This window comes from Pantoea sp. JZ2 (genome assembly GCF_035191405.1).
Taxonomy (GTDB): Bacteria; Pseudomonadota; Gammaproteobacteria; order Enterobacterales; family Enterobacteriaceae; genus Pantoea; species Pantoea stewartii.
The window spans coordinates 2,387,740-2,407,507 of record NZ_CP045247.1; the positions used below are offsets into that span (position 1 = coordinate 2,387,740).

A 19,768-nucleotide genomic window follows, 5' to 3' on the forward strand; every position below is an offset into this window, starting at 1 on the left:
TGTGTAACGGTGAGAGCTACTGCGCCAGCGCTTCCAGCCGGTCTTTAAATGACGTCACGGCAATCGCGCGGTTGTCAGCCAGATAACGGTCTTTCGCCGCCGGGGCAGAACTCTGCACCGCTATCAGTTGCCAGCCCTTATCGCCTTTCAGCAGGAGCGGAGAACCGCTGTCGCCAGGCAAGGTATCGCACTGATGCGATAAAACCGCCCGTTGCGCCCAGCCGGTAATCAGGCAGTCGCTGTGTGAATACAGGCTGTCGAGATGATCGGCGGGATAACCTGCCTGGGTCACCTTGCGGCCCGCCGCTTTCAGCGCTTCGGTTAAGTCACTACGCGAACCTTCAAACAGCGGAATCGGCGTAATGGCAGAAGGGGGATTGCGCAAAATAATCAAACCGTAATCGAACGGCGCTGCATTGCTGGGGACGATCCAGCCTTCGCCATCCGCTTTCAGCTTATGCACCAGCGACGGTTCAACGCGCGCATCGATGTCATGAATTTCGTAGCGCCAGCCTTTTTTGGTAGACATAAAACGTAGCGCTACGGGTTTATCAAATTTACCTGGAGGTGTCAGTAAACAGTGGCCCGCCGTCAGGGCAAGATGGGGAGAAATTAACGTGGCGGTGCACAGATTACCGCTTTCGGTTTCCAGTTGTCCTATCGCATCCCAGGGGGCCGCGCTGACATCGGTAATGGCCTGGCGATGATCTTTGCCAAAAAACAACATTTTAATTTCGGCGGGTGTCGGTGAATCATCATTATCATCAGCATGAACAAACGCGGTGAAACTGAAAAGTCCAACGATTAACAGGGTAGCCAGGCGCATAGAACTCTCAATAGCGAGAAAAAGAAAACGTTTTTGTTATTACTAAAGTGACATAACTATAGTCAGTGAGGCGTGAAAAAGGGAGTTTTTTCAGTGAATCAGTACGCTACAGCGACTAAATAAAAAAACTGGCCGCGATAACGCCACATAAGATCATCACAATCAGAATAATTTCGAAGCGATAGCGACGGACCATATTAGCCACTCCAGTAAAGAAACACCCGGCAGAACCGGGTGTTTTTAATTATTAACGCTTACTCGGACCCTAAAGGGCGACCTTATTTTTTAGCGGCTTTTTTGTGGTGCTTTTTAGCTGCCTGGGCTTTCTGAGCTGGCTTTTTGGTGTGTTTTTTAGCGGCCTGAGCTTTCTGGGCTGCTTTTTTGTGGTGCTTTTTAGCGGCCTGAGCTTTCTGGGCAGCTTTTTTGTGGTGTTTTTTAGCAGCCTGGGCTTTCTGAGCTGGCTTTTTGGTGTGTTTCTTAGCAGCCTGCGCTTTCTGTGCAGTGTCTTTCTTCGCTACTTTCTTCTTAGCGGCCTGTGCTTTCTGGGCAGCTTTTTTGTGGTGTTTCTTAGCAGCCTGCGCTTTCTGTGCAGCTTTATGATGCTTCTTATGGACAGCAGCTTTGTGCTCAGCTTTAGCAGGTGCAGCGGTGGTGGTCGCAGCCGCTGGAGCAGCAGTTGCAGGAGCGGCAGTTGTCTCAGCAGCGAAAGCAACTGAAGACAGACCCATAGCAGCGGCGATTACCAGTGCAAATAATTTTTTCATTGCAAAATCCTCGGACTATTTTTTCATGTGTAGCCCACTGCGGGGCCGGTGAGAAGACTATATGAAAATAAAACTGGCGCGTCCGTGGGTGATTAGTATCGCTGTGTAACCGATTGTACAAAGGGGATGTACGGGAGGAAAAGGCGGCCCTCAGGCCGCCTGCTACCTTAACTGTTCAGGTAACGTTGCTCAAGATGTTTGCGGAAATAGTCTGGGTTGAGCGCTTCGCCAGTAGCATTGACAATCAACTGTTCGGTGGTGAAACGGCTGCCATGTTGCCAGATATTCTGCTGGAGCCAGTCAAATACCGGCTGCAGGTCGCCATGCTGTATCAGCTCGGCGGATTGCGGAATTGCGTTTTGTAACGCCTGGAACAGCTGCGCAGCGTACATCGCCCCGAGTGTGTATGTCGGGAAATAGCCGAAGGCGCCATCGGTCCAGTGAATATCCTGCATGCAGCCATCGCGGTAGTTGCCGCGCGTATCCAGACCCAGGGATTGTTGCATCTTTTCATCCCATAGCGCCGGAATGTCTTCAACCTCAATCTCGCCTTCAATCAGCGCGCGTTCGATCTCGTAGCGCAGAATGACGTGCGCCGGATAGCTCAGTTCGTCCGCATCCACCCGAATCAGGCCCGGTTTAACCTGCTGCGTCAGCCGGACAAAGTTATCTGCCTGAAGGGCGGGCTGGTCACCGAGCTGACTGATGATTTGCGGCAGGATACGCTGCAGGAAAGGTGCGCTGCGTCCCAGTTGCATTTCCATAAACAGGCTTTGTGACTCATGGATGGCCGTGGATCGCGCCAGCGCAACCGGCTGACCGCGCCATTGCTCAGGCAAATTCTGTTCGTAGCGCGCGTGGCCAGTCTCATGAATGACGCCCATCATGGCGCTCAGAAACTCATCCTGATTGTAGCGGGTGGTAATACGCACATCTTCGGGCACGCCGCCGCAGAAAGGGTGCGCGCTAATGTCCAGGCGGCCATGGTTAAAATCAAACCCCAGCTCGGCCATCACGCGTAAACCCAGTTCGCGCTGTGAGGCTATCGGGAACGGTCCCTGGGGCGTGATCACCGGCTGCTGAGCCTGTTTTTCGACGACCTGCTGCAACAAGTGTGGAAGCCAGGTTTTTAACTGCCCGAAGGTATGATCCAGCGTGGCGCTGGTCATGCCCGGTTCAAACACGTCAAGCAGCGCGTCATAGCGGGAGCAGCCGTTCGCTTGCGCACGCAGTTCAGCTTCCTGACGGCTTAAGCGTACGACCTCTTTCAAATTGGTCGCAAAACCCTGCCAGTCGTTTGCCGGACGCTGTGTACGCCAGGCATGCTCACAGCGCGATCCCGCAATGGATTTGGCTTCGACCAGTTCAGCAGGCAGTAATGTTGCCTGAACATAAGCGCGGCGCATTTCGCCCAGATTGGCGCGTTCAACATCATTCAGCGATTGCTGTTCTGCCTGATCCAGCCAGTCACCAATGCGTTTATCCGTCAGAATCTGATGTTGCAGCACACTCATTTCCGCCAGCGCTTCGCCCCGTGCGGCGCTGCCACCGGCGGGCATCATGGTTTGCATGTCCCATCCGGCGATGGCGCTGAGATGACTGAAACGCGACAGGCGCTGGAAGGTCTTACAAAGGTGTTGATAGGCTGAAGTCACACAAAGCTCCTGAATGCGTTAACGTCGTGGAAGTTCCCGAAAGGGGAGATCGAGCGGCCAGCTAAAACGCAGGCTGGCACCACCAAGCGGGCTGGTTTCAACGGAAACCCGGCCGCTGAGCGCATGGGCGATGGAATGAACGATGGCCAGGCCAAGTCCACAGCCGCCCGTTGCGCGGTCGCGACTCGGATCGAGCCGGACAAAGGGTTCAAATACACGTTCACGTTCTTCATGGGGGATCCCCGGACCGTCATCGTCGACCTGCAAATTACCGACTGCGCCGTCAAACCATAAGCTGACCCGCAGGCGCTGGTTTGCATAGCGCAGCGCGTTATTGACAAGATTGTCCAGCACGCGCTCCATAAGCCGGGTGTCTGAAACGCCGTAGTTTTCCCGCTGGGGTAAATCCAGCTCAATCTGCGTATCCGGGTTGATGGCCTGAAAGTCTTCCATGCGTTCACGCAACCAGCTGGCCAGATCCAGCGACTGCAAATTAAGGTCGACGCGTGGACGATCCAGACGGGCATAAGTCAGCAGCTCTTCAATCAGGCTTTCCAACTGACTCACATCACGATTCAGCGCCGCAGATTCGGCTTCGCTCAGGTTATCGCTCATCTCCAGACGATAGCGCAGCCGCACAAGCGGTGTACGCAACTCGTGAGCGATACCATCAATAAGCTGTTTCTTGCTGGCGACGAGCGTATTGATATTCTCAGCCATTTGGTTAAATGCGACGCCAACGCGAAACAGGCTGGAGGTGCTGTCGAAATGAGTACGCACGTCCAGTTGTCCCTGACCAAAACGCTGAGCGGCATGTTCGAGTCGCAGCATCTCTTTCCAGTGCGGACGCAGCCAGATAAATACCGGCAGCCCAAGCGACATGCCAATAAATACGACCAGTGCCATATCCAGCAGGCGCATTTGATGCAGATAAAAAAGGTAAGGTATAGGTCCGACGGTCAGGACATAATGACTACGCGGAATGTGTTGCAGGAAGGTGTATTTGTCGTCCAGCGCAACGATTTCGCCCGCACGCAGACGGCGTAACTCATTTTCATCCAGTTCGAACCGGCTCATGGGCTCAATATGCAGCTCAAATGACAAACCGAGATCCAGACTTTTGATCGTTTTATTCCAGTCGCGCGGCGGGATTTCACGCAGTTCACTGCGAATCAGGTAGAGCGAGCTGGCCATCAAGTCGTTCATGGACTGGCGGCCTGCGCGTTCGGCGGTAAATTTATAGACCAGCCCGACCATCAGCGACATCACCAGAAAACAGACAAACAGCAGCAGGTAGAACTGAATAAAAAGTTTTTTCATACCGAACGCGTGTCCCAGGCCTGCGGCGCAAACAAATAGCCTTTGTTGCGGATGGTTTTGATACGGAATGGCTCTGTTGCGCTGTCGTGCAGTTTTTTACGCAAACGCGAGATGGCGACATCAATACTGCGATCCATGCCATCGTAACTGACGCCGCGTAAGGTTTTCAGCAAGGCATCACGGTTAAGAATTTGCCCGGCATGGCTGGCCAGCACCCAAAGCAGATCAAAATCCGCCGTGGACAGGGCGATATTTTCTTCAAACAGCACGACCTGGCGATTCAGGGCATCGATGGTCAGTGAGCCAAAGCGCAACATGCGTGTATTTTTCGTCGGCGCAGGGGCTTCTTCACTTTGCACCTGTTGTGACTGACGCAGGTGCAGACGCAATCGCGCCAGCAGAACGGCTGGGGGGGCCGTTTTCAGAATATAGTCCTGCGCGCCCATCTCCAGCGCGAGGATATGGTTCATATCGCTGTCAAGGGAGGTCAGCAGCACGATCGGCCCCTGCCAGTTTGCCCGTAAGTCACGGCAGATTGACATGCCATCTTTGCCGGGCAGCATGATGTCGAGCATGACCAGGTCAGGTTGCTGTTCGGCAATGGTGGCTTCAGCCCGATCGCCGCGCGTCTCAACAATCACTTCAATATCATGGCGTCCCAGGTAGGCGGCAATGAGCGAACCGACCTCCGGTTCATCTTCTACGTAAACGATTTTATGCATAATTCACACTAACGTAAAAAGGAGGGATAAAGCATAACTTTTCCTGGCGCAGAGCTCTATCCAATCACACGAAATATCCTTGAGTAACTGGTATATAATCCGCAAAATATGCAATCATTAACCCTGCGTTTAATATGAGTTCCGGATTCATTGTGATCACCTTGAGGAGCCAAAGTGTTTGATAAAGAGCTGGCATCAGCGGTATACCGTGATCGCATCCGCTTTAACTACAGTGATTTCCTGTCGGCATCCTGCAAAAAACGTTGGAGCTTTGTGGATGCCATCTATGGCGTACTGCCCATATTCGGCATGGTGACACGCAAATCTGCGCACAGTTTACAGGCAAGTGAAGATCACCTGAAAGAATTAGCCTTGCAAATCATATCAACCCAGGTCAGCGACGAAATCAACATCGCCCGCCTGATTACGTTAGCCGAGCAGCAGCACATTGCCCGCGTGGATATCCAGCTTCCGTATCCGCTGTCAGAGAAACAGCTGGAGGCGATTCATGAAGAGTACCGTAAGCCCGTGACGCTGACACAGCAGGATGACCTGCTGTGCGTGGTTCTCGGTCAGTCTCACTAAGTCAGTAGGGCCCACATCGCAGGCAGGGTTGCCACCATAATACAGACCATGGCAACCCGCTCAACGGGCCGCAGCGCCACCGCATGTCCGCCCCGACGTGCGAACATAAACAGCAAAATGCCCGGCGCATAGAGCACGACAGACATAAACAGATGCAGTGGACCGGAGGCATACAGCAACCAGATGCCGTACACGCTAGCACCGATGCCTGTCACGAGCGCCCAGGGTTTATGTTGCCCTTTGACCACCTTGATCAAATACAATCCCACCAGCAAATAGGGTACCAGAATCATTTCTGAGGCAATGGTCAACAGCATGTTGTAATCCGCACCGGTCAGGGCGATCAGGATCAGGCAAACCTGCACACTACCGTTTGTCAGCCACAGTGAGGCGGCTGGCGCATTACGGACGTTCTGGCGGGCAATACTGCGAGGGAAGGCACCTTGCTGCGCGGCAATAAACGGCACTTCTGCCGCCATAATGGTCCAGCTCAGATAGGCACCGCAGACAGAAATAATCAAGCCCAAGACAATGATTGCGTTACCCCAGCTTCCCGTCAGTTGCGTCATCAGGCCCGCCATCGAAGGGTTACGCATTTCAGCCAGCGCCGCGCGCGGCACGATCCCTAACGACAGCAGGGTGACCAGCAGATAAACCAGCAGGGCGGCCAGCACGGCCAGCAGCGTCGCCCGTCCGACATCCTTTTTATGGCGCGCACGCGACGAGACCACTACAGCACCTTCCACGCCGATAAACACCCATAGCGTGATTAACATGGTCTGTTTGACCTGTTGCCATAACGGAACGCCGAGGCTCAGCCCGGAAAAGTCAAAATGGAAGCGGTCATAATCGAAGGCCATGACGGCCAGCACCACAAACAGCAGCAGCGGCACCAGTTTGCCCAGTGTCGCCAGCAGGTTAATGCTGGCGGCGGTCTGAACGCCCCGCAATACCAGCCAGTGAACCAGCCACAGCACTACGGATGCGCCCAGCATCGCCTGCCAGGTATTCCCGTTACCAAAAATAACCCTGTCTGGCGTATCGGTGAAGAAACTCAGGGCAGAGAAAACAATAACCAGATAGGACACGTTGGCGATAACCGCACACAGCCAGTAACCCCAGGCGGAACAAAATCCCGTCAATTCACCGAATCCAGCGCGGGCGTAGGTAAAGATACCGCCATCCAGATCGGGTTTGAGTCGCGTCAGCAGCAGCATCGCCAGTGACAGGAAAATAATCCCTGCGCCGGTGATCAGCCAGCCAGTCAGCAACGCGGCCGGACCTGCGACCGCCGCCATATTTTGTGGCAAGCTGAAAACACCCGCACCCAGCATGGAGCTGAGTACCAGCGCGGTCAGGGCACTGAGGCCTAATTTTTTCTCCAAAACATTCTTCCTGCGAGCATAAGTGGCTGGGTGACCAGCATAAACACCCTATTATATCGGTGTTGTGTTGCGTAAATCGCGTGTAATACGCTGAAAAACAGGCGGAGGATTTTACGGAGTGCGGTGAAGGATGGCAATGCGTGACTATGCAAAATTGCGCAGGGATTATGCAAACAGTTGGGGCTAACCTACACTGCACCAGGCATTTTGTCGTACTACGGGTTTACATTCAGCACGGTTAAGCGTCTGGTTCGCTGACTTTTTTAAAAGCTCTGAGTGCTTTATGTGGAGATCTCGTCGCAAACTGAAATATCATCGAGCGTTTTCGGCTTTTTAACCATTATAACAACGAGTTAGTTCTGTTAGTTCGCGCTTTGATTTGCAACTTATTTAGAAAAGGTCTCTTGTAAATTATTTTTCGTCAGGCAGATCAGCTTTATGCTGCAGGTTTGATCGATAATAAATAACTTTCATGCATCATGTTTTATTTTGTCTGGCATAACCACTTGAAAGTTAAGGTTAACTTTAAGTTGCCGAAGGTAGAACATAATGTTTATAGCTTCAAAAATCTGTAGGTATTGTAAAGTAAAACGCTCAATAATCTCTAGGCTAATGGCTATAGATGATGAATGTTGCGATGATTGTTATTTCGAATACATACATTATACGCGTGAGCCCCGAAACAGACCGTAAAGGGAAGTCAGTGAGTTGCAATAAGGTATAAGGTAAGATCTTGATAAGGTCGTGTAGCCCTGCAAATTTCAGGCTTAGAGATGAGGTAAATTATGTGTAGTGAGGTTATTAAAAATACAATAATATTAAAAAGTTAAGGGCGGCTTGCGCCGCCCTTAATTGCTTATTTGAACAGATCGGCGGTCACGGTGAGGTTACCCCCGCTCTGGTTCTGCCACTGGCGTGTGATGTGGTAGAACTTCGCACCTTTGCCAGCCGCACGTTTGGCGGCTTCCTGCGAAACTTCGGTTGGTGTGCCGAAATGGCCGCTGAAGGTGACCGTATCAAACGGCTGCATCTGTGCCGCGGTGACTGCGTTCAGCTCCTGGATTTCCCGGCCGTCTGGCAGCGTCACAGAATAGCGTTTACCGGTTGAACTCTGCGTTTCAAAGAAGCGGCCCACGGCATTGCTTGGGGTTTCAGAGGAGGCAACGCCCGGAATCTCGACTTTTTTCGCCTCAGCACCGCCTGCGGCCAGCGCGGCTTTACCTGCCTGAGAATCCGCCGGAATGCTATCCGGGCTCTGCACGGCGCGCTGTTTTGCATCCGCCTTATAGATGTAAGCGGTAATGAACTGGTTGCCACCGGTATTGGCATCAACCTGACGCACAATAAAGAAGGACGCAGCGCCTTTTTCTTTCGCGGCTTTAGAAATTGCCTCGTTCACATCGGGCTGGCTGGGGAAAAAGCCGGTCACCGTCACGGTATCAAAAGGTTCAAGGCGATAGGCTTCCGCTTTCGGCAGCTCTTTCAGGCCATTAAACATCCGGTAGTCGGTTTCCTGACTCGCTTTAGGCGCATTCGCCTTATACAGATCCGCGGTTACGCGCCAGTTACCACTGTTACCGTTGCTGTCGTTAATACCTTGAATGTAATACGAATCTGCATTCAGTTCATCAGCACGTTTGGAGACGGCATCCGCCGCATCGCCAATTGCATTAAAACGACCGGTGATATTAATACGTTCGAATGGCTTCAACGCGGCCGCTTGTTCTGGCGTCAGCTCTTTAGCGGCAAACGCATTTCCCGCCAGCAGAGATAACAATGTAGATGCCAGAATAGTGTTCTTCAGCTTCATAAAAATGATCCTTCGCCTTACGCAAAATGAGTACGAAAACGTGCTGGACTCTTGATGTATAACAGAATAGCTGCTGATTATTACATGTTATAAACACGCTGTCGCAGCCAATTTTTGCGATTTCTCTCTCGTGGTGATCCGGTTTTTTTTATCCCGGCGTCACGAATCAGTATTTTACCTTACGCTTAAGACGGGCAGATGAAATAAACGTTCGTAACTTTATCAAAACCGTTAATGCGTTGTTAAATTTAGGTTTTTTCGAAAGGAATGTTCGTATCGAAGGGCGCTTAGTTAGTTATTTATCTGCCAGTGATGCGATCAGACAGTGACGTTATGCGGCATAACGAGGCCAAAACTGGATATTACCGCGAATGTGACATTGGTGCGTCTGTGCAGTAGATAACCTGTAACATTTTCAGTAGGTTTAGACACGATTATGCCCTTGCATTTATTCACACCGCCTGAGCGCGGATGACGTCAGAGCAGTCTGTACCACAAGGGTCATCATCCTTTAATCGATGAAAGGGAACACTATGTTAATTGGAATACCCAAAGAGCGGTCAGCCAATGAGTCGCGCGTGGCTGCCACGCCGAAAACCGTTGAACAACTCATCAGGCTGGGTTTTAGCGTCACGATTGAACAGGGTGCGGGTAAGCCTGCCAGTTTTGATGATGACAGCTATGTCAAGGCCGGCGCCACGCTGACCGATCGCCAGCAGGTCTGGCAAGCCGATATTGTGCTGAAAGTGAATGCACCCGGTGAAGACGACATTGCACTGATGCGCGAGGGTAGCACACTGGTCAGTTTTATCTGGCCTGCTCAGGACCCTGAACTGCTGGATAAACTGGCTGCGCGTAAGGTCACCGTTATGGCGATGGACGCCGTGCCCCGTATTTCCCGTGCGCAGTCGCTGGATGCGCTGAGCTCAATGGCCAATATTGCAGGTTATCGGGCCATCGTGGAGGCGGCACATGAATTTGGTCGCTTTTTCACCGGTCAGATCACCGCTGCCGGGAAAGTCCCGCCAGCCAAAGTGATGGTGATTGGTGCGGGCGTGGCGGGTCTGGCGGCAATCGGTGCCGCAGGCAGCCTGGGCGCGGTTGTTCGCGCCTTTGACACGCGTCCGGAAGTGAAGGAACAAGTGCAAAGTATGGGCGCAGAGTTCCTTGAACTGGATTTCAAAGAAGAGGCGGGCAGTGGTGATGGTTACGCCAGAGTCATGTCGGATGCTTTTATTAAAGCAGAAATGGCGCTGTTCGCTCAGCAGGCCCAGGAGGTGGATATTATTGTCACCACGGCGCTGATTCCGGGTAAACCTGCGCCGACGTTGATCACCGGGGAAATGGTGGCCAGCATGAAGCCTGGCAGCGTCATTGTTGACCTGGCGGCACAAACCGGCGGCAACTGTGCGCTTACCGTCGCCGATCGGGTCACTGTAACGGACAACGGCGTAAAAATTATCGGGTATACGGATCTGCCCAGCCGGTTACCGACGCAATCATCTCAGCTCTACGGCAGCAATCTCGTCAACCTGATGAAATTGCTTTGTAAAGAGAAGAATGGCGAGATCGTCATTGACTTTGATGATGTCGTCATCCGCAGCGTCACGGTGATTCGAGACGGCGAGATCACCTGGCCTGCGCCGCCAGTTCAGGTCTCCGCCGCGCCGAAAACCGCGGCTGCCGCTGCACCGGCGCAAACGAAAAGCCCGGCGGCACCCGTGCCCCCCGGCGTAAATATGGGCTGCTGGCAGGCGCTGTCGTACTCTTCGCCTGCCTCGCGAATGTTGCCCCCAGTGAATTCCTGTCACATTTCACCGTCTTTGCGCTGGCCTGTGTGGTGGGCTACTACGTGGTCTGGAATGTGAGTCATGCGCTGCATACGCCGCTCATGTCAGTCACCAATGCGATTTCGGGCATTATTGTGGTAGGGGCAATATTGCAAATGGGGCACGGCGGCTGGGTGAGTTTTCTTTCTTTTATTGCCGTATTGATCGCCAGCATCAATATCTTCGGTGGCTTCACCGTCACGCAGCGTATGCTGAAAATGTTTCGTAAGGGGTAAGCTATGTCTGGCGGATTAGTGACGGCAGCCTATATCGTTGCTGCAATTCTGTTCATTATGAGTCTGGCGGGTCTTTCAAAACATGAGACCTCAAGACAGGGCAATATATTTGGTATCAGCGGCATGGCGATTGCGCTGATCGCGTCTGTATTTGGTCCCGACAGCAGTCATGTTGTCTGGATTTTGCTGGCGATGGTTATTGGCGGTGCCATCGGTATTCGGCTGGCGAAACGGGTAGAAATGACCGAAATGCCCGAGCTGGTGGCGATACTGCACAGCTTCGTCGGCCTGGCCGCCGTACTGGTAGGCATTAACAGCTATATCGATCATGCTCCTGGCTTGCCGGCAGTTATTGAAAACATCCATCTCAGCGAAGTCTTTATCGGCATCTTTATCGGTGCAGTCACCTTTACGGGCTCGCTGGTCGCCTTTGGCAAGTTGTGTGGCAAACTCTCGTCGCGGCCCTTAATGCTGCCTCAGCGGCATAAGCTGAATCTGCTGGCGCTGGTCGTCTCGTTTTTACTGCTACTGTGGTTTGTCAACACGCAAAGTCGCGGTGCGCAGGTGTTTGCGCTGGTGATCATGCTTATCATTGCGTTGGCGTTTGGCTGGCACCTGGTGGCCTCCATCGGTGGTGCAGACATGCCGGTCGTTGTTTCGATGCTCAACTCTTATTCCGGTTGGGCGGCCGCAGCGGCAGGGTTTATGCTCAGTAACGATCTGCTTATCGTGACCGGTGCGCTGGTTGGTTCCTCGGGGGCAATTCTCTCTTACATAATGTGTAAGGCCATGAACCGCTCGTTTATCAGCGTCATTGCCGGTGGATTTGGCAGCGATGGCACAGCTTCAACGACAAGTGATGAGACCGGCGAACATCGTGAAATCAGCGCAGAAGAAACGGCAGAGATGCTCCGATCTTCCCGTTCCGTGATCATTACGCCCGGCTATGGCATGGCCGTTGCACAGGCACAGTATCCGGTAGCGGAAATCACGGAAAAACTCCGCGCCCGCGGCATCAACGTGCGTTTTGGTATTCATCCGGTCGCCGGCCGTTTGCCTGGCCATATGAACGTTCTGCTGGCAGAGGCGAAAGTGCCTTATGACGTGGTGCTGGAAATGGACGAAATCAACGACGATTTTAGCGATACCGATACGGTACTGGTTATCGGGGCCAACGACACGGTTAATCCTGCGGCGCAGGATGATCCGGGCAGCCCGATTGCCGGTATGCCGGTGCTGGAAGTGTGGAAAGCGCAAAACGTTATTGTGTTCAAACGCTCAATGAGTACGGGCTATGCCGGTGTGCAAAATCCGCTGTTCTTTAAAGAAAATACTCACATGCTGTTCGGGGATGCCAAAGCCAGCGTAGAAAGTATTCTGAAAGCGCTGTAAAAGAAAAGGGCGACGATAACCGTCGCCCTTTTTACTGAAGGCCGCGTTAATCTTGCTCGTCTTCGTCGTCAAGCGTAATGGGCGAGACAAAATCATCCGGCTTAATCGCCAGCAGGTCACAGCGCAGGTGGTCGATCACCTGCTCAGCCGTATTCCCCAGGAAAGCTGCCGACAGTCCGGTCCGTCCAATCGTCCCTAACACCACAATGCCCGCGCCAAGATGGGCGGACAATTCCGGGATCACTTCTTCCGGCAGGCCTTTTTCAACGTGGGTAAACTCTTCACTGATGGAGAATTTTTGTCGCAGGGCCTTCATGGCCACCAGATGCTGGCCGCGAATGGCATCGTTGTAGACGCTGGGATCAAAATCGGGCAGTTCGATAGCAATGTTGATTGGCGTAATCGGATAGGCGCCCACCAGATGCACTTCGGTATGATTGACGCTTTCGGCCAGTTTAACGGTTTCGCGAATGAGTTTCTGATTAAGCGCATCGTGGTGCGGTTCTTCGCTGGCCAGATTGACCGCCACCAGCGCTTTGCCGCCTTCGGGCCAGGGTTGATCCTTAACCATCCACACCGGGCAAGGGCACTTACGTAACAGGTGCCAGTCTGTCGGTGTAAAAATAACCGCTTCCAGCCGGTCGTGCTGGTGCGCCATTTTCAGCACTAAATCATGTTGATGCGCCAGCACTTCCTGGATGATTGCTTCATAGGGCCGGTTGTGCCAGATGACTTTAATGTCTATATCCACACCAGCATCCAGATAAGCCTGCGCCTGTTCACGAATCCATTCCGAGCGCTGGCTGATCACACCCTGGCGCATCGCGGTGCGTTCATCTGGTGACAGCAGGGTGGTCATTTCGTATGAAAAGTCGTAGATGGGCAGAAATGCTTTGATTTTGCCGCCGATAAGCTGGTTGAGATAGACCGCACGTCGCAGCGCGGGCTGGTCATCCTGCTGAGGATCAATGGCGACCAGAATGTTTTGATACTGGGACATAGGCTACTCTCCTTAGACCGACGCGACTGTTTTAAAGATAGCCTATGTTAAGTGCACTAAGAAAGTGAAAAGATGTAGCCGGATCAACAAAATAAGATTTGTTAACCCGGCCTGAGGATTACGCCGCCTGGTGACTCTGACCGGCCAGCGCTTCCAGCATCGCGTGGTTCTCAATGGTGATATATTTGCCTTTTACGGCCAGCATACCCGATTTCTGGAAACGCCCCAGCAGTCGGCTAATGGTTTCAACGGTTAAACCCAGATAGTTCCCGATATCGCCGCGCGTCATCGTCAAACGGAACTCACGCTGTGAGAAGCCGCGCTGGCCATAGCGGCGGGATAAGTTCCAGACGAAGGCGGCCAGGCGCTCTTCCGCGTTTTTCTTGGACAGCAGCAAAATCATGTCCTGGTCGCCTTTAATTTCACCGCTCATCAGGCGCATCATCTGCTGACGCAGGGCAGGCATTTTGCCGGACAGGTCATCCAGCGTATCGAAAGGAATTTCGCAGACCATCGCCGTTTCCAGCGCCTGGGCGAAGCTGGGATGACTGGCGTTCATAATGGCGTCAAATCCCACCAGATCGCCGGCCAGGTGAAAACCGGTGATTTGTTCATCTCCCTGCTCGGTGATGGTATAGCTTTTAATGGTGCCGGAACGGATTGCATAGAGCGACTTCAGCTCATCACCCGCTTTGAACAGCGTATGCCCTTTTTGAATGGGTTTTTTTCGCTCAATAATATTATCAAGCTGATCCAGCTCATGTTCATTAAGGGTGAAAGGGATGCATAGCTGACTGATGCTGCAATCCTGGCAGTGAATCGCACAACCGCCTGACTGAATACGTTTTTCAGGGAACATAGTAGTTTGCTCGACGATAATTGACTGGGGTCAATTTTACCATTTTCTCGGTGTAAGGGAACTCATCCGAGCAGTTTTTAGGCATACAAAAAGTGTGGTTTCCGCAATACTGCTAAAGGCTGTTATGACAGGGTTTTTTGATGTCATCTTATTAAGATCGTAAACAAATCTTTACGGATTTTTGATCTCATACAGAATTTATCTTAATCTGAAAGGCCAGAAGGGACGATAAAAACGGGATTAGCGCAGGCTTTACCGATTTTGCTACTATTTGGTTTCAAGTCAATTTTGCGTCATATCATTTACCAGGGGCGAGCCATGAACCTTGACGATGACAATCTGTTTCGTGACGCGATGAATGACGTTACGCCACTCAAAGATGCAGAAAATACGCGCTGGAATCACAGCGCCGCCAGCAAAAAAGTGCCGCCTCGGTCACCAGAACCTGAAGACGAAAACTTTTTAACCCGCGGTTACCTGGACATCATTCCTCTTGAGCAGCAACTTGAGTTTAAAGCTGAAGGCATTCAGCAGGGCGTGCTGGATAAATTACGCAAGGGGCAATATGCGCTGGATGCCAGCCTGAATCTGCTACGCCAGCCTGTTGAAACCTGCCGTCAAAATTTGTTTACCTTCATGCAGGATGTCCGTAGAGTCGGCTACAGAAACCTGCTGATTATTCACGGCAAAGGCCGGGACAATGACTCTCATGCCAACATTGTGCGCAGCTATCTTGACCGCTGGTTGCGTGAATTTGACGACGTCCAGACCTTTTGTGTCGCACAGAAGCAGCATGGCGGCTCCGGTGCGCTCTATGTCGGTCTACGCAAAACGGAAAAAGCGCGTCAGGAAAACTGGGAGCGCCATGCTAAACGCAGTCGCTAGCTGTGAAACTTACGAATGGTACTCATCAACACTTCGGCGCTCAGGCTTAAGGTGTTACCGGTGCGCGTGATTATCCCTACGGGTTCACCCGGGCCGGGAGAGGTGATGGGCAACGATATCAGGGCATTGTGGCTGAGATCTTCTTTGACGGCCCCGGAAGGCACAAACCAGATGTAGTCATAGCGTAGCGCCAGCTGACGGGCCAGCGACGTTGAAGACGTTTCGACGCAATGGGGCGGCAGACAGCACCCTTGCTCATCCAGCATCTGCTGTGCCAGGCGGCGCGGCGCGGTGCCTTCCGGGGAAATCACAACAGGCCACTGCATGGCACGTGAAAGCGTGACGTTGTCACTTAGAAGCGGATGCTCCGGTCTGACGACCAGCTTTAATGACTCCAGAAACAGCAGTTCATAGGTCAGGCCGGTCATCATCTCTTTATCCGCCATTCGGCCGATGCCCAGATCAAATTCGCCCGCTCTCAGCCCCGCCAGCAACACATTATTATGTAAGGTGGCAACCTGAATGGTCGTGTTGGGACGCAGTTGATGAAAACGGTCAAGAATCTGTGGCAACATGCCCATCGCCGCCGTGGTTAAGGCACCAAGGCGAATGACTACCGGACGCTCGTTAATCTGTTCATTAAAACTCTGGCCGGCATGATTCAGCGCTTCTAACACTTTTACCGCATGGATAAGAAACTGTTCTCCCATGGTGGTCAGTTGTGCGCCCAGCCGACCGCGTTCGAACAGGCGGACGCCGGTGAGTTCTTCAAGTTCGTTGAGGGTTTTAGAAAGCGCAGGTTGACTGAGACTTAAGGTCTCGGCTGCACGCCCCAGGGTTCCCTGCTGCGCGACGGCAACAAAGGCATGTAAATGGCGCAAGCGAATGCGCTGATTGAAAAGGATATTTTTTTCCATTTACCCAACTTAATGACATTGCCAGGTGACAGGCAACTATTTAAGCTGGATTTTGTTAACTTTGCTGCAAATTTTTATTAACAATGTGTACTTTTTGCAGCGGAGCGTTTTAAGTGGTTGATTATTAATGATGGCGTTGTTTTTTTGCCTGACAGGGCGTTTTTCACGGTTGCTGAAAAAACATCAACTTACCGCATTGCTTCTGCTTCGGCCGGAAATTTCATGCGTTTTATCGTTAACGATCAGCTATCATAAGTGCCGTTTTTTTTACCAAATCTGATAGTTGATTAAGTCAGCCGTTGAGGAGTTTACCCGTGAGCAGTGTCGAGGCGGTAGATGTTCGCCAGTTAATTAATCAGGGTACTCTGAGTGGTGGCCAAATTCGGTTAATTGTACTCTGTTTTATCGTGGTTGCGCTCGATGGTATGGATATTGCCCTGATGGGTTTTATCGCGCCGACGCTGAAAACCGCCTGGCACGTCAGTACTCATCAGTTGGGTGTCGTGATCAGTGCAGCGCTGATTGGTCTGGCGCTGGGGGCGATGGTCGCCGGGCCGCTGGCCGACCGCTTTGGCCGCCGGTTAATGATCATTTTCAGCGTCCTGTTTTTTGGTCTGTGGACGCTGGTGACCGCATTTTCCCATAGTATCGAACAGATGATCCTGTTCCGTTTTTTGACCGGGCTGGGGCTGGGAGCGGCCATGCCCAACGTCAGTACGCTGGTGGCTGAATATGCGCCGGAGCGGCGCCGTTCATTCATTATCACCGTGGTGTTTTGTGGCTTTACCTTTGGGGCCGCCAGCGGCGGCTTTGCCGCGTCATGGTTGTTACCACGTTACGACTGGCATTCCGTTCTGTTGCTGGGCGGTATTCTTCCTTTGCTGGTCCTGCCGGTCCTGATCCGTCAGCTTCCTGAATCGGTACGTTTCCTGATTAGTCGCGGTGCGCCCGCGCAGCACATTCGCGCCATTCTTGAACGTATTCTTCCCGGCAGTACGAGCCCGGATACGCATTTCCATGCGACCGAAGCGGAAAAATCACCTGCTGAACACAGCGCCATCGCAACGGTCATTTCTCCTCGCTACCGCATCGGCAGCCTGATGCTCTGGGGCGGCTATTTTATGGGGCTGTTCCTGGTGTATCTGATCGGCAGCTGGCTGCCATCCCTGGTCAATACACAGGGAATGTCCGTGACGGAAGCGGCGATAATCACCGCGATGTACCAGGCAGGCGGCACGCTGGGATCGCTGTTTGCCGGCTGGCTGATGGATCGCTTCAATGCCAGTCTGTCGCTGGCTGTGATCTACTTCTGCGGCGGTATCGCTATTGTCGCGCTGGGTTTTTCACCGCCGCAGGTCGTTATCATGAGCGCCATTGCCTTTTGCAGCGGTTTTTGTTTTAACGGAGCGAATACCGGCATGAATGCGCTTTCCGCCAGCTACTATCCTACCCATGCCCGCGCAACCGGTTCCAGCTGGATGCACGGGGTGGGCCGAATCGGCGCCATCCTCAGTGCCTTTGTCGGGGCTGAAATGTTGTCACTCGGCTGGTCGTTCAGCGTTATTTTCTTGCTGCTCGCCATACCGGCACTGCTGACCACCGTGATGCTGGTGGTGAAAAATCGCTACGGTTTTAAGCCGATCACAAATTCATGATATTTTCCGCTGACCGCAGCGCGTTGGATTACAGTAGCTGCAACGCTCATGCTGTCAGGTGGTAAATATGGATAACTTTATCAGTGCGGATACGATTCGCACGGGCTTCTCCCAGGCCATGTCGGACATGTATCAGCAGGAAGTGCCGCTCTACGGGACGCTGATGCAGTTGGTGAAAGCGGTTAATGAGGCAACGCTTGCGGCTGATAGCGTGCTAGAGCAACGGCTGACCGAGGCCGATGAACTCAGCCGCCTCAGTCTGGAGCGCCACGGGGCCATTCGCGTCGGTAGTGCGGACGAGCTTGCCATGCTGCGCCAGATGTTTGCCGTCATGGGCATGTTTCCGGTGGGCTATTATGATCTGTCGCAGGCGGGCGTACCGGTGCACTCCACCGCGTTTCGCCCCATTGATGATGAAGCGCTGCAGCGCAATCCTTTTCGTATTTTTACCTCGCTGTTACGGCTGGAGCTGATTGCCGACCCGGCGCTTCGGGATGAAGCCGCACGGATTTTAGCCTCGCGCGATATTTTCACGCCGGAATGCCGAAACCTTATCGCGCTGCATCAACAGCAGGGCGGACTGACGGCGTCCCAGGGGCAGGCGTTTATCAACGAAGCGCTGGAAACCTTCCGCTGGCATTCACACAGCCTTGTGGAGAGCCGCACCTATCAGGCGCTGAACCAACAACATCGGTTGATCGCGGATGTGGTATGTTTTCCGGCCTGCCATATCAATCATCTTACGCCACGCACGCTGGATATTGATCGTGTTCAGGCGCTGATGCCGATGTATGGCATTGATCCCAAAACGGTGATCGAAGGTCCGCCCCGGCGCAAGGTGCCTGTTTTGTTACGCCAGACCAGCTTCAAGGCACTGGAAGAACCCGTCATTTTCACCGACGGTTTTCAGGGCACGCACACGGCGCGCTTCGGTGAGATCGAACAGCGCGGCGCGGCCTTAACGCCGCAGGGCCGCGCGCTTTACGATCGTCTGCTCAGCGAAGCCGGGAGCGGTGCGGATAATCAGCAGCACCAGCAGCAGCTCACGGCGACCTTTGCGGCTTTCCCGGATGATGAAAACGCATTACGTGAAGCCGGCTTAGCCTGGTTTACTTATCGGCTCAGCGAAAAAGGGCGAGCGGAACCGCCGCAGCGTGGGGAATCACTGGCAAGTCTGATTGAGCAGGGGCGGATTCTGGCGGACCCTATTATTTATGAAGATTTTCTGCCTGTCAGTGCGGCAGGGATTTTTCAGTCTAATCTCGGGGACAAAACGCCGACACGTTCGGCGGGACAGGCAAGCCGGAGCAGCTTTGAAACCGCACTGGGCTGCCCCGTGCAGGATGAAATGGTGCTGTATGCGGAGCGGCAGCGGGCGTCCTTACAGCGCTGCGGCATCACCTTATAATATGAACGGGGGCGGAACCGCCCCGTTTTTCCTTTACTGCAGGCGCGTATCACGGACCAGCGTAAATCTTCCCGCCCCCAGAAACATCACCACCAGAGCGCCGAACAGGTAAAGTGCTTCCGTTTCCAGTGCCCAGGCACCGACATCGGTGCGATGCCATACTGCGCCGGTTTTGACCAGCAGCGTGGCGACAACCATATTCACGGCAATGATAAACGCCGCTGGCCGGGTCATGAAGCCTGCGATCAGCATCAGCGGTGCAATTATTTCCCCTATCCAGGCACCCCAGGCGATAAAGCCCGGCAGACCGTGTTGTCGCAGTAAATGGGCAATCCAGCCCACGCCATGCACGAGCTTAAACTCACCATGAAACAGCAATAATCCCCCCAGAGTCAGACGTAGCAACAGTTTGCCGAGATCGGGATGATCGGTCATGCGCACAAAAACCTGATTGATACCGCTAAACATTGTCAGTTCCTCAAAGGCGTTTTCGTTACGCTCTCTACTAAAAACATTTTCA

General features: G+C 53.0%; 16 protein-coding genes and 1 pseudogene. 6 read left to right on the forward strand and 11 right to left on the reverse strand.

From position 1 onward, the window contains the following. Window positions 1–16 precede the first annotated feature (16 nt). The 5 genes from GC087_RS11480 to rstA all read right to left on the reverse strand — a co-directional run bounded on the left by GC087_RS11480 (window position 17) and on the right by rstA (window position 5,287). Window positions 17–826, reverse strand: coding sequence for a trypsin-like serine peptidase (locus GC087_RS11480; protein ID WP_006119261.1), 810 nt, complete (start codon window positions 824–826; stop codon window positions 17–19). 278 nt (window positions 827–1,104) lie between these two features. Then, window positions 1,105–1,590 (reverse strand): acid resistance repetitive basic protein Asr, encoded by a 486-nt coding sequence (gene asr, locus GC087_RS11485; RefSeq protein WP_006119259.1) that lies wholly within the window; start codon window positions 1,588–1,590, stop codon window positions 1,105–1,107. 167 nt (window positions 1,591–1,757) lie between these two features. Next, window positions 1,758–3,245, reverse strand: a complete 1,488-nt coding sequence (locus GC087_RS11490; protein ID WP_058701851.1) for a carboxypeptidase M32 — start codon at window positions 3,243–3,245, stop codon at window positions 1,758–1,760. Window positions 3,246–3,263: 18 nt separating this feature from the next. Beyond that, window positions 3,264–4,565 (reverse strand): two-component system sensor histidine kinase RstB, encoded by a 1,302-nt coding sequence (gene rstB / locus GC087_RS11495; RefSeq protein ID WP_006119257.1) that lies wholly within the window; start codon window positions 4,563–4,565, stop codon window positions 3,264–3,266. Then, entirely contained in the window at window positions 4,562–5,287 is a 726-nt protein-coding gene (gene rstA, locus GC087_RS11500; RefSeq protein WP_006119256.1) for a two-component system response regulator RstA, read from the reverse strand. Before rstA ends, rstB begins: the two co-directional genes overlap by 4 nt. 174 nt (window positions 5,288–5,461) lie before the next feature. On the opposite strand from rstA, the gene GC087_RS11505 reads away from it, so the two are divergent. Beyond that, window positions 5,462–5,872, forward strand: coding sequence for a hypothetical protein (locus GC087_RS11505; protein ID WP_006119255.1), 411 nt, complete (start codon window positions 5,462–5,464; stop codon window positions 5,870–5,872). On the opposite strand, the gene GC087_RS11510 is transcribed toward GC087_RS11505, so the two are convergent. After that, entirely contained in the window at window positions 5,869–7,257 is a 1,389-nt protein-coding gene (locus tag GC087_RS11510; protein WP_324028407.1) for a basic amino acid/polyamine antiporter, read from the reverse strand. The genes GC087_RS11505 and GC087_RS11510 overlap by 4 nt on opposite strands. A gap of 856 nt (window positions 7,258–8,113) precedes the next feature. After that, window positions 8,114–9,067: a DUF1471 family protein YdgH gene (gene ydgH, locus GC087_RS11515; RefSeq protein WP_006119253.1), complete on the reverse strand. Its 954-nt coding sequence runs from the start codon at window positions 9,065–9,067 to the stop codon at window positions 8,114–8,116. Window positions 9,068–9,600: 533 nt separating this feature from the next. Between ydgH and pntA the strand changes: the two are divergent. Both pntA and pntB read left to right on the forward strand, forming a co-directional pair. Then, window positions 9,601–11,132 (forward strand): annotated as a pseudogene (pntA, locus tag GC087_RS11520) (Re/Si-specific NAD(P)(+) transhydrogenase subunit alpha). Between the two features lie 3 nt (window positions 11,133–11,135). Further along, window positions 11,136–12,524, forward strand: a complete 1,389-nt coding sequence (pntB, locus tag GC087_RS11525) for a Re/Si-specific NAD(P)(+) transhydrogenase subunit beta (protein WP_058701854.1) — start codon at window positions 11,136–11,138, stop codon at window positions 12,522–12,524. Between the two features lie 46 nt (window positions 12,525–12,570). Here pntB and uspE read toward each other — a convergent pair whose 3' ends face one another. Together uspE and GC087_RS11535 are read right to left on the reverse strand one after the other, a co-directional pair. Beyond that, entirely contained in the window at window positions 12,571–13,524 is a 954-nt protein-coding gene (gene uspE / locus GC087_RS11530; protein WP_058701855.1) for a universal stress protein UspE, read from the reverse strand. A 118-nt stretch (window positions 13,525–13,642) separates the two neighbouring features. Further along, on the reverse strand, window positions 13,643–14,383 hold the full coding sequence (locus GC087_RS11535) for a fumarate/nitrate reduction transcriptional regulator Fnr (RefSeq protein ID WP_006119246.1): 741 nt from the start codon (window positions 14,381–14,383) through the stop codon (window positions 13,643–13,645). A 318-nt stretch (window positions 14,384–14,701) separates the two neighbouring features. Between GC087_RS11535 and smrA the strand changes: the two genes are divergently transcribed. Next, window positions 14,702–15,268: a DNA endonuclease SmrA gene (gene smrA / locus GC087_RS11540; protein ID WP_058701856.1), complete on the forward strand. Its 567-nt coding sequence runs from the start codon at window positions 14,702–14,704 to the stop codon at window positions 15,266–15,268. Here smrA and GC087_RS11545 read toward each other — a convergent pair. Then, a complete protein-coding gene (locus tag GC087_RS11545) occupies window positions 15,265–16,185 on the reverse strand; it encodes a LysR substrate-binding domain-containing protein (protein WP_033741756.1) in 921 nt (306 codons plus the stop codon). The two genes, smrA and GC087_RS11545, sit on opposite strands and share 4 nt — an antisense overlap. A 314-nt stretch (window positions 16,186–16,499) precedes the next feature. On the opposite strand from GC087_RS11545, the gene GC087_RS11550 reads away from it, so the two are divergent. Further along, window positions 16,500–17,840, forward strand: coding sequence for an MFS transporter (locus tag GC087_RS11550; RefSeq protein ID WP_033741755.1), 1,341 nt, complete (start codon window positions 16,500–16,502; stop codon window positions 17,838–17,840). Between the two features lie 67 nt (window positions 17,841–17,907). After that, on the forward strand, window positions 17,908–19,248 hold the full coding sequence (locus GC087_RS11555) for a 2-oxoadipate dioxygenase/decarboxylase HglS (protein ID WP_058701858.1): 1,341 nt from the start codon (window positions 17,908–17,910) through the stop codon (window positions 19,246–19,248). Window positions 19,249–19,281: 33 nt separating this feature from the next. On the opposite strand, the gene GC087_RS11560 is transcribed toward GC087_RS11555, so the two are convergent. After that, window positions 19,282–19,716: a DoxX family protein gene (locus GC087_RS11560; protein WP_058701859.1), complete on the reverse strand. Its 435-nt coding sequence runs from the start codon at window positions 19,714–19,716 to the stop codon at window positions 19,282–19,284. Window positions 19,717–19,768: the final 52 nt, after the last annotated feature.

Coding starts and splice junctions, on each gene's coding strand:
- smrA (WP_058701856.1), top strand. CDS start 14,702: ATGAACCTTGACGATGACAATCTGTTTCGTGACGCGATGAATGACGTT.
- GC087_RS11560 (WP_058701859.1), bottom strand. CDS start 19,716: ATGTTTAGCGGTATCAATCAGGTTTTTGTGCGCATGACCGATCATCCC.
- ydgH (WP_006119253.1), bottom strand. CDS start 9,067: ATGAAGCTGAAGAACACTATTCTGGCATCTACATTGTTATCTCTGCTG.
- rstA (WP_006119256.1), bottom strand. CDS start 5,287: ATGCATAAAATCGTTTACGTAGAAGATGAACCGGAGGTCGGTTCGCTC.
- GC087_RS11555 (WP_058701858.1), top strand. CDS start 17,908: ATGGATAACTTTATCAGTGCGGATACGATTCGCACGGGCTTCTCCCAG.
- rstB (WP_006119257.1), bottom strand. CDS start 4,565: ATGAAAAAACTTTTTATTCAGTTCTACCTGCTGCTGTTTGTCTGTTTT.
- pntB (WP_058701854.1), top strand. CDS start 11,136: ATGTCTGGCGGATTAGTGACGGCAGCCTATATCGTTGCTGCAATTCTG.
- asr (WP_006119259.1), bottom strand. CDS start 1,590: ATGAAAAAATTATTTGCACTGGTAATCGCCGCTGCTATGGGTCTGTCT.
- GC087_RS11480 (WP_006119261.1), bottom strand. CDS start 826: ATGCGCCTGGCTACCCTGTTAATCGTTGGACTTTTCAGTTTCACCGCG.
- GC087_RS11545 (WP_033741756.1), bottom strand. CDS start 16,185: ATGGAAAAAAATATCCTTTTCAATCAGCGCATTCGCTTGCGCCATTTA.
- GC087_RS11535 (WP_006119246.1), bottom strand. CDS start 14,383: ATGTTCCCTGAAAAACGTATTCAGTCAGGCGGTTGTGCGATTCACTGC.
- uspE (WP_058701855.1), bottom strand. CDS start 13,524: ATGTCCCAGTATCAAAACATTCTGGTCGCCATTGATCCTCAGCAGGAT.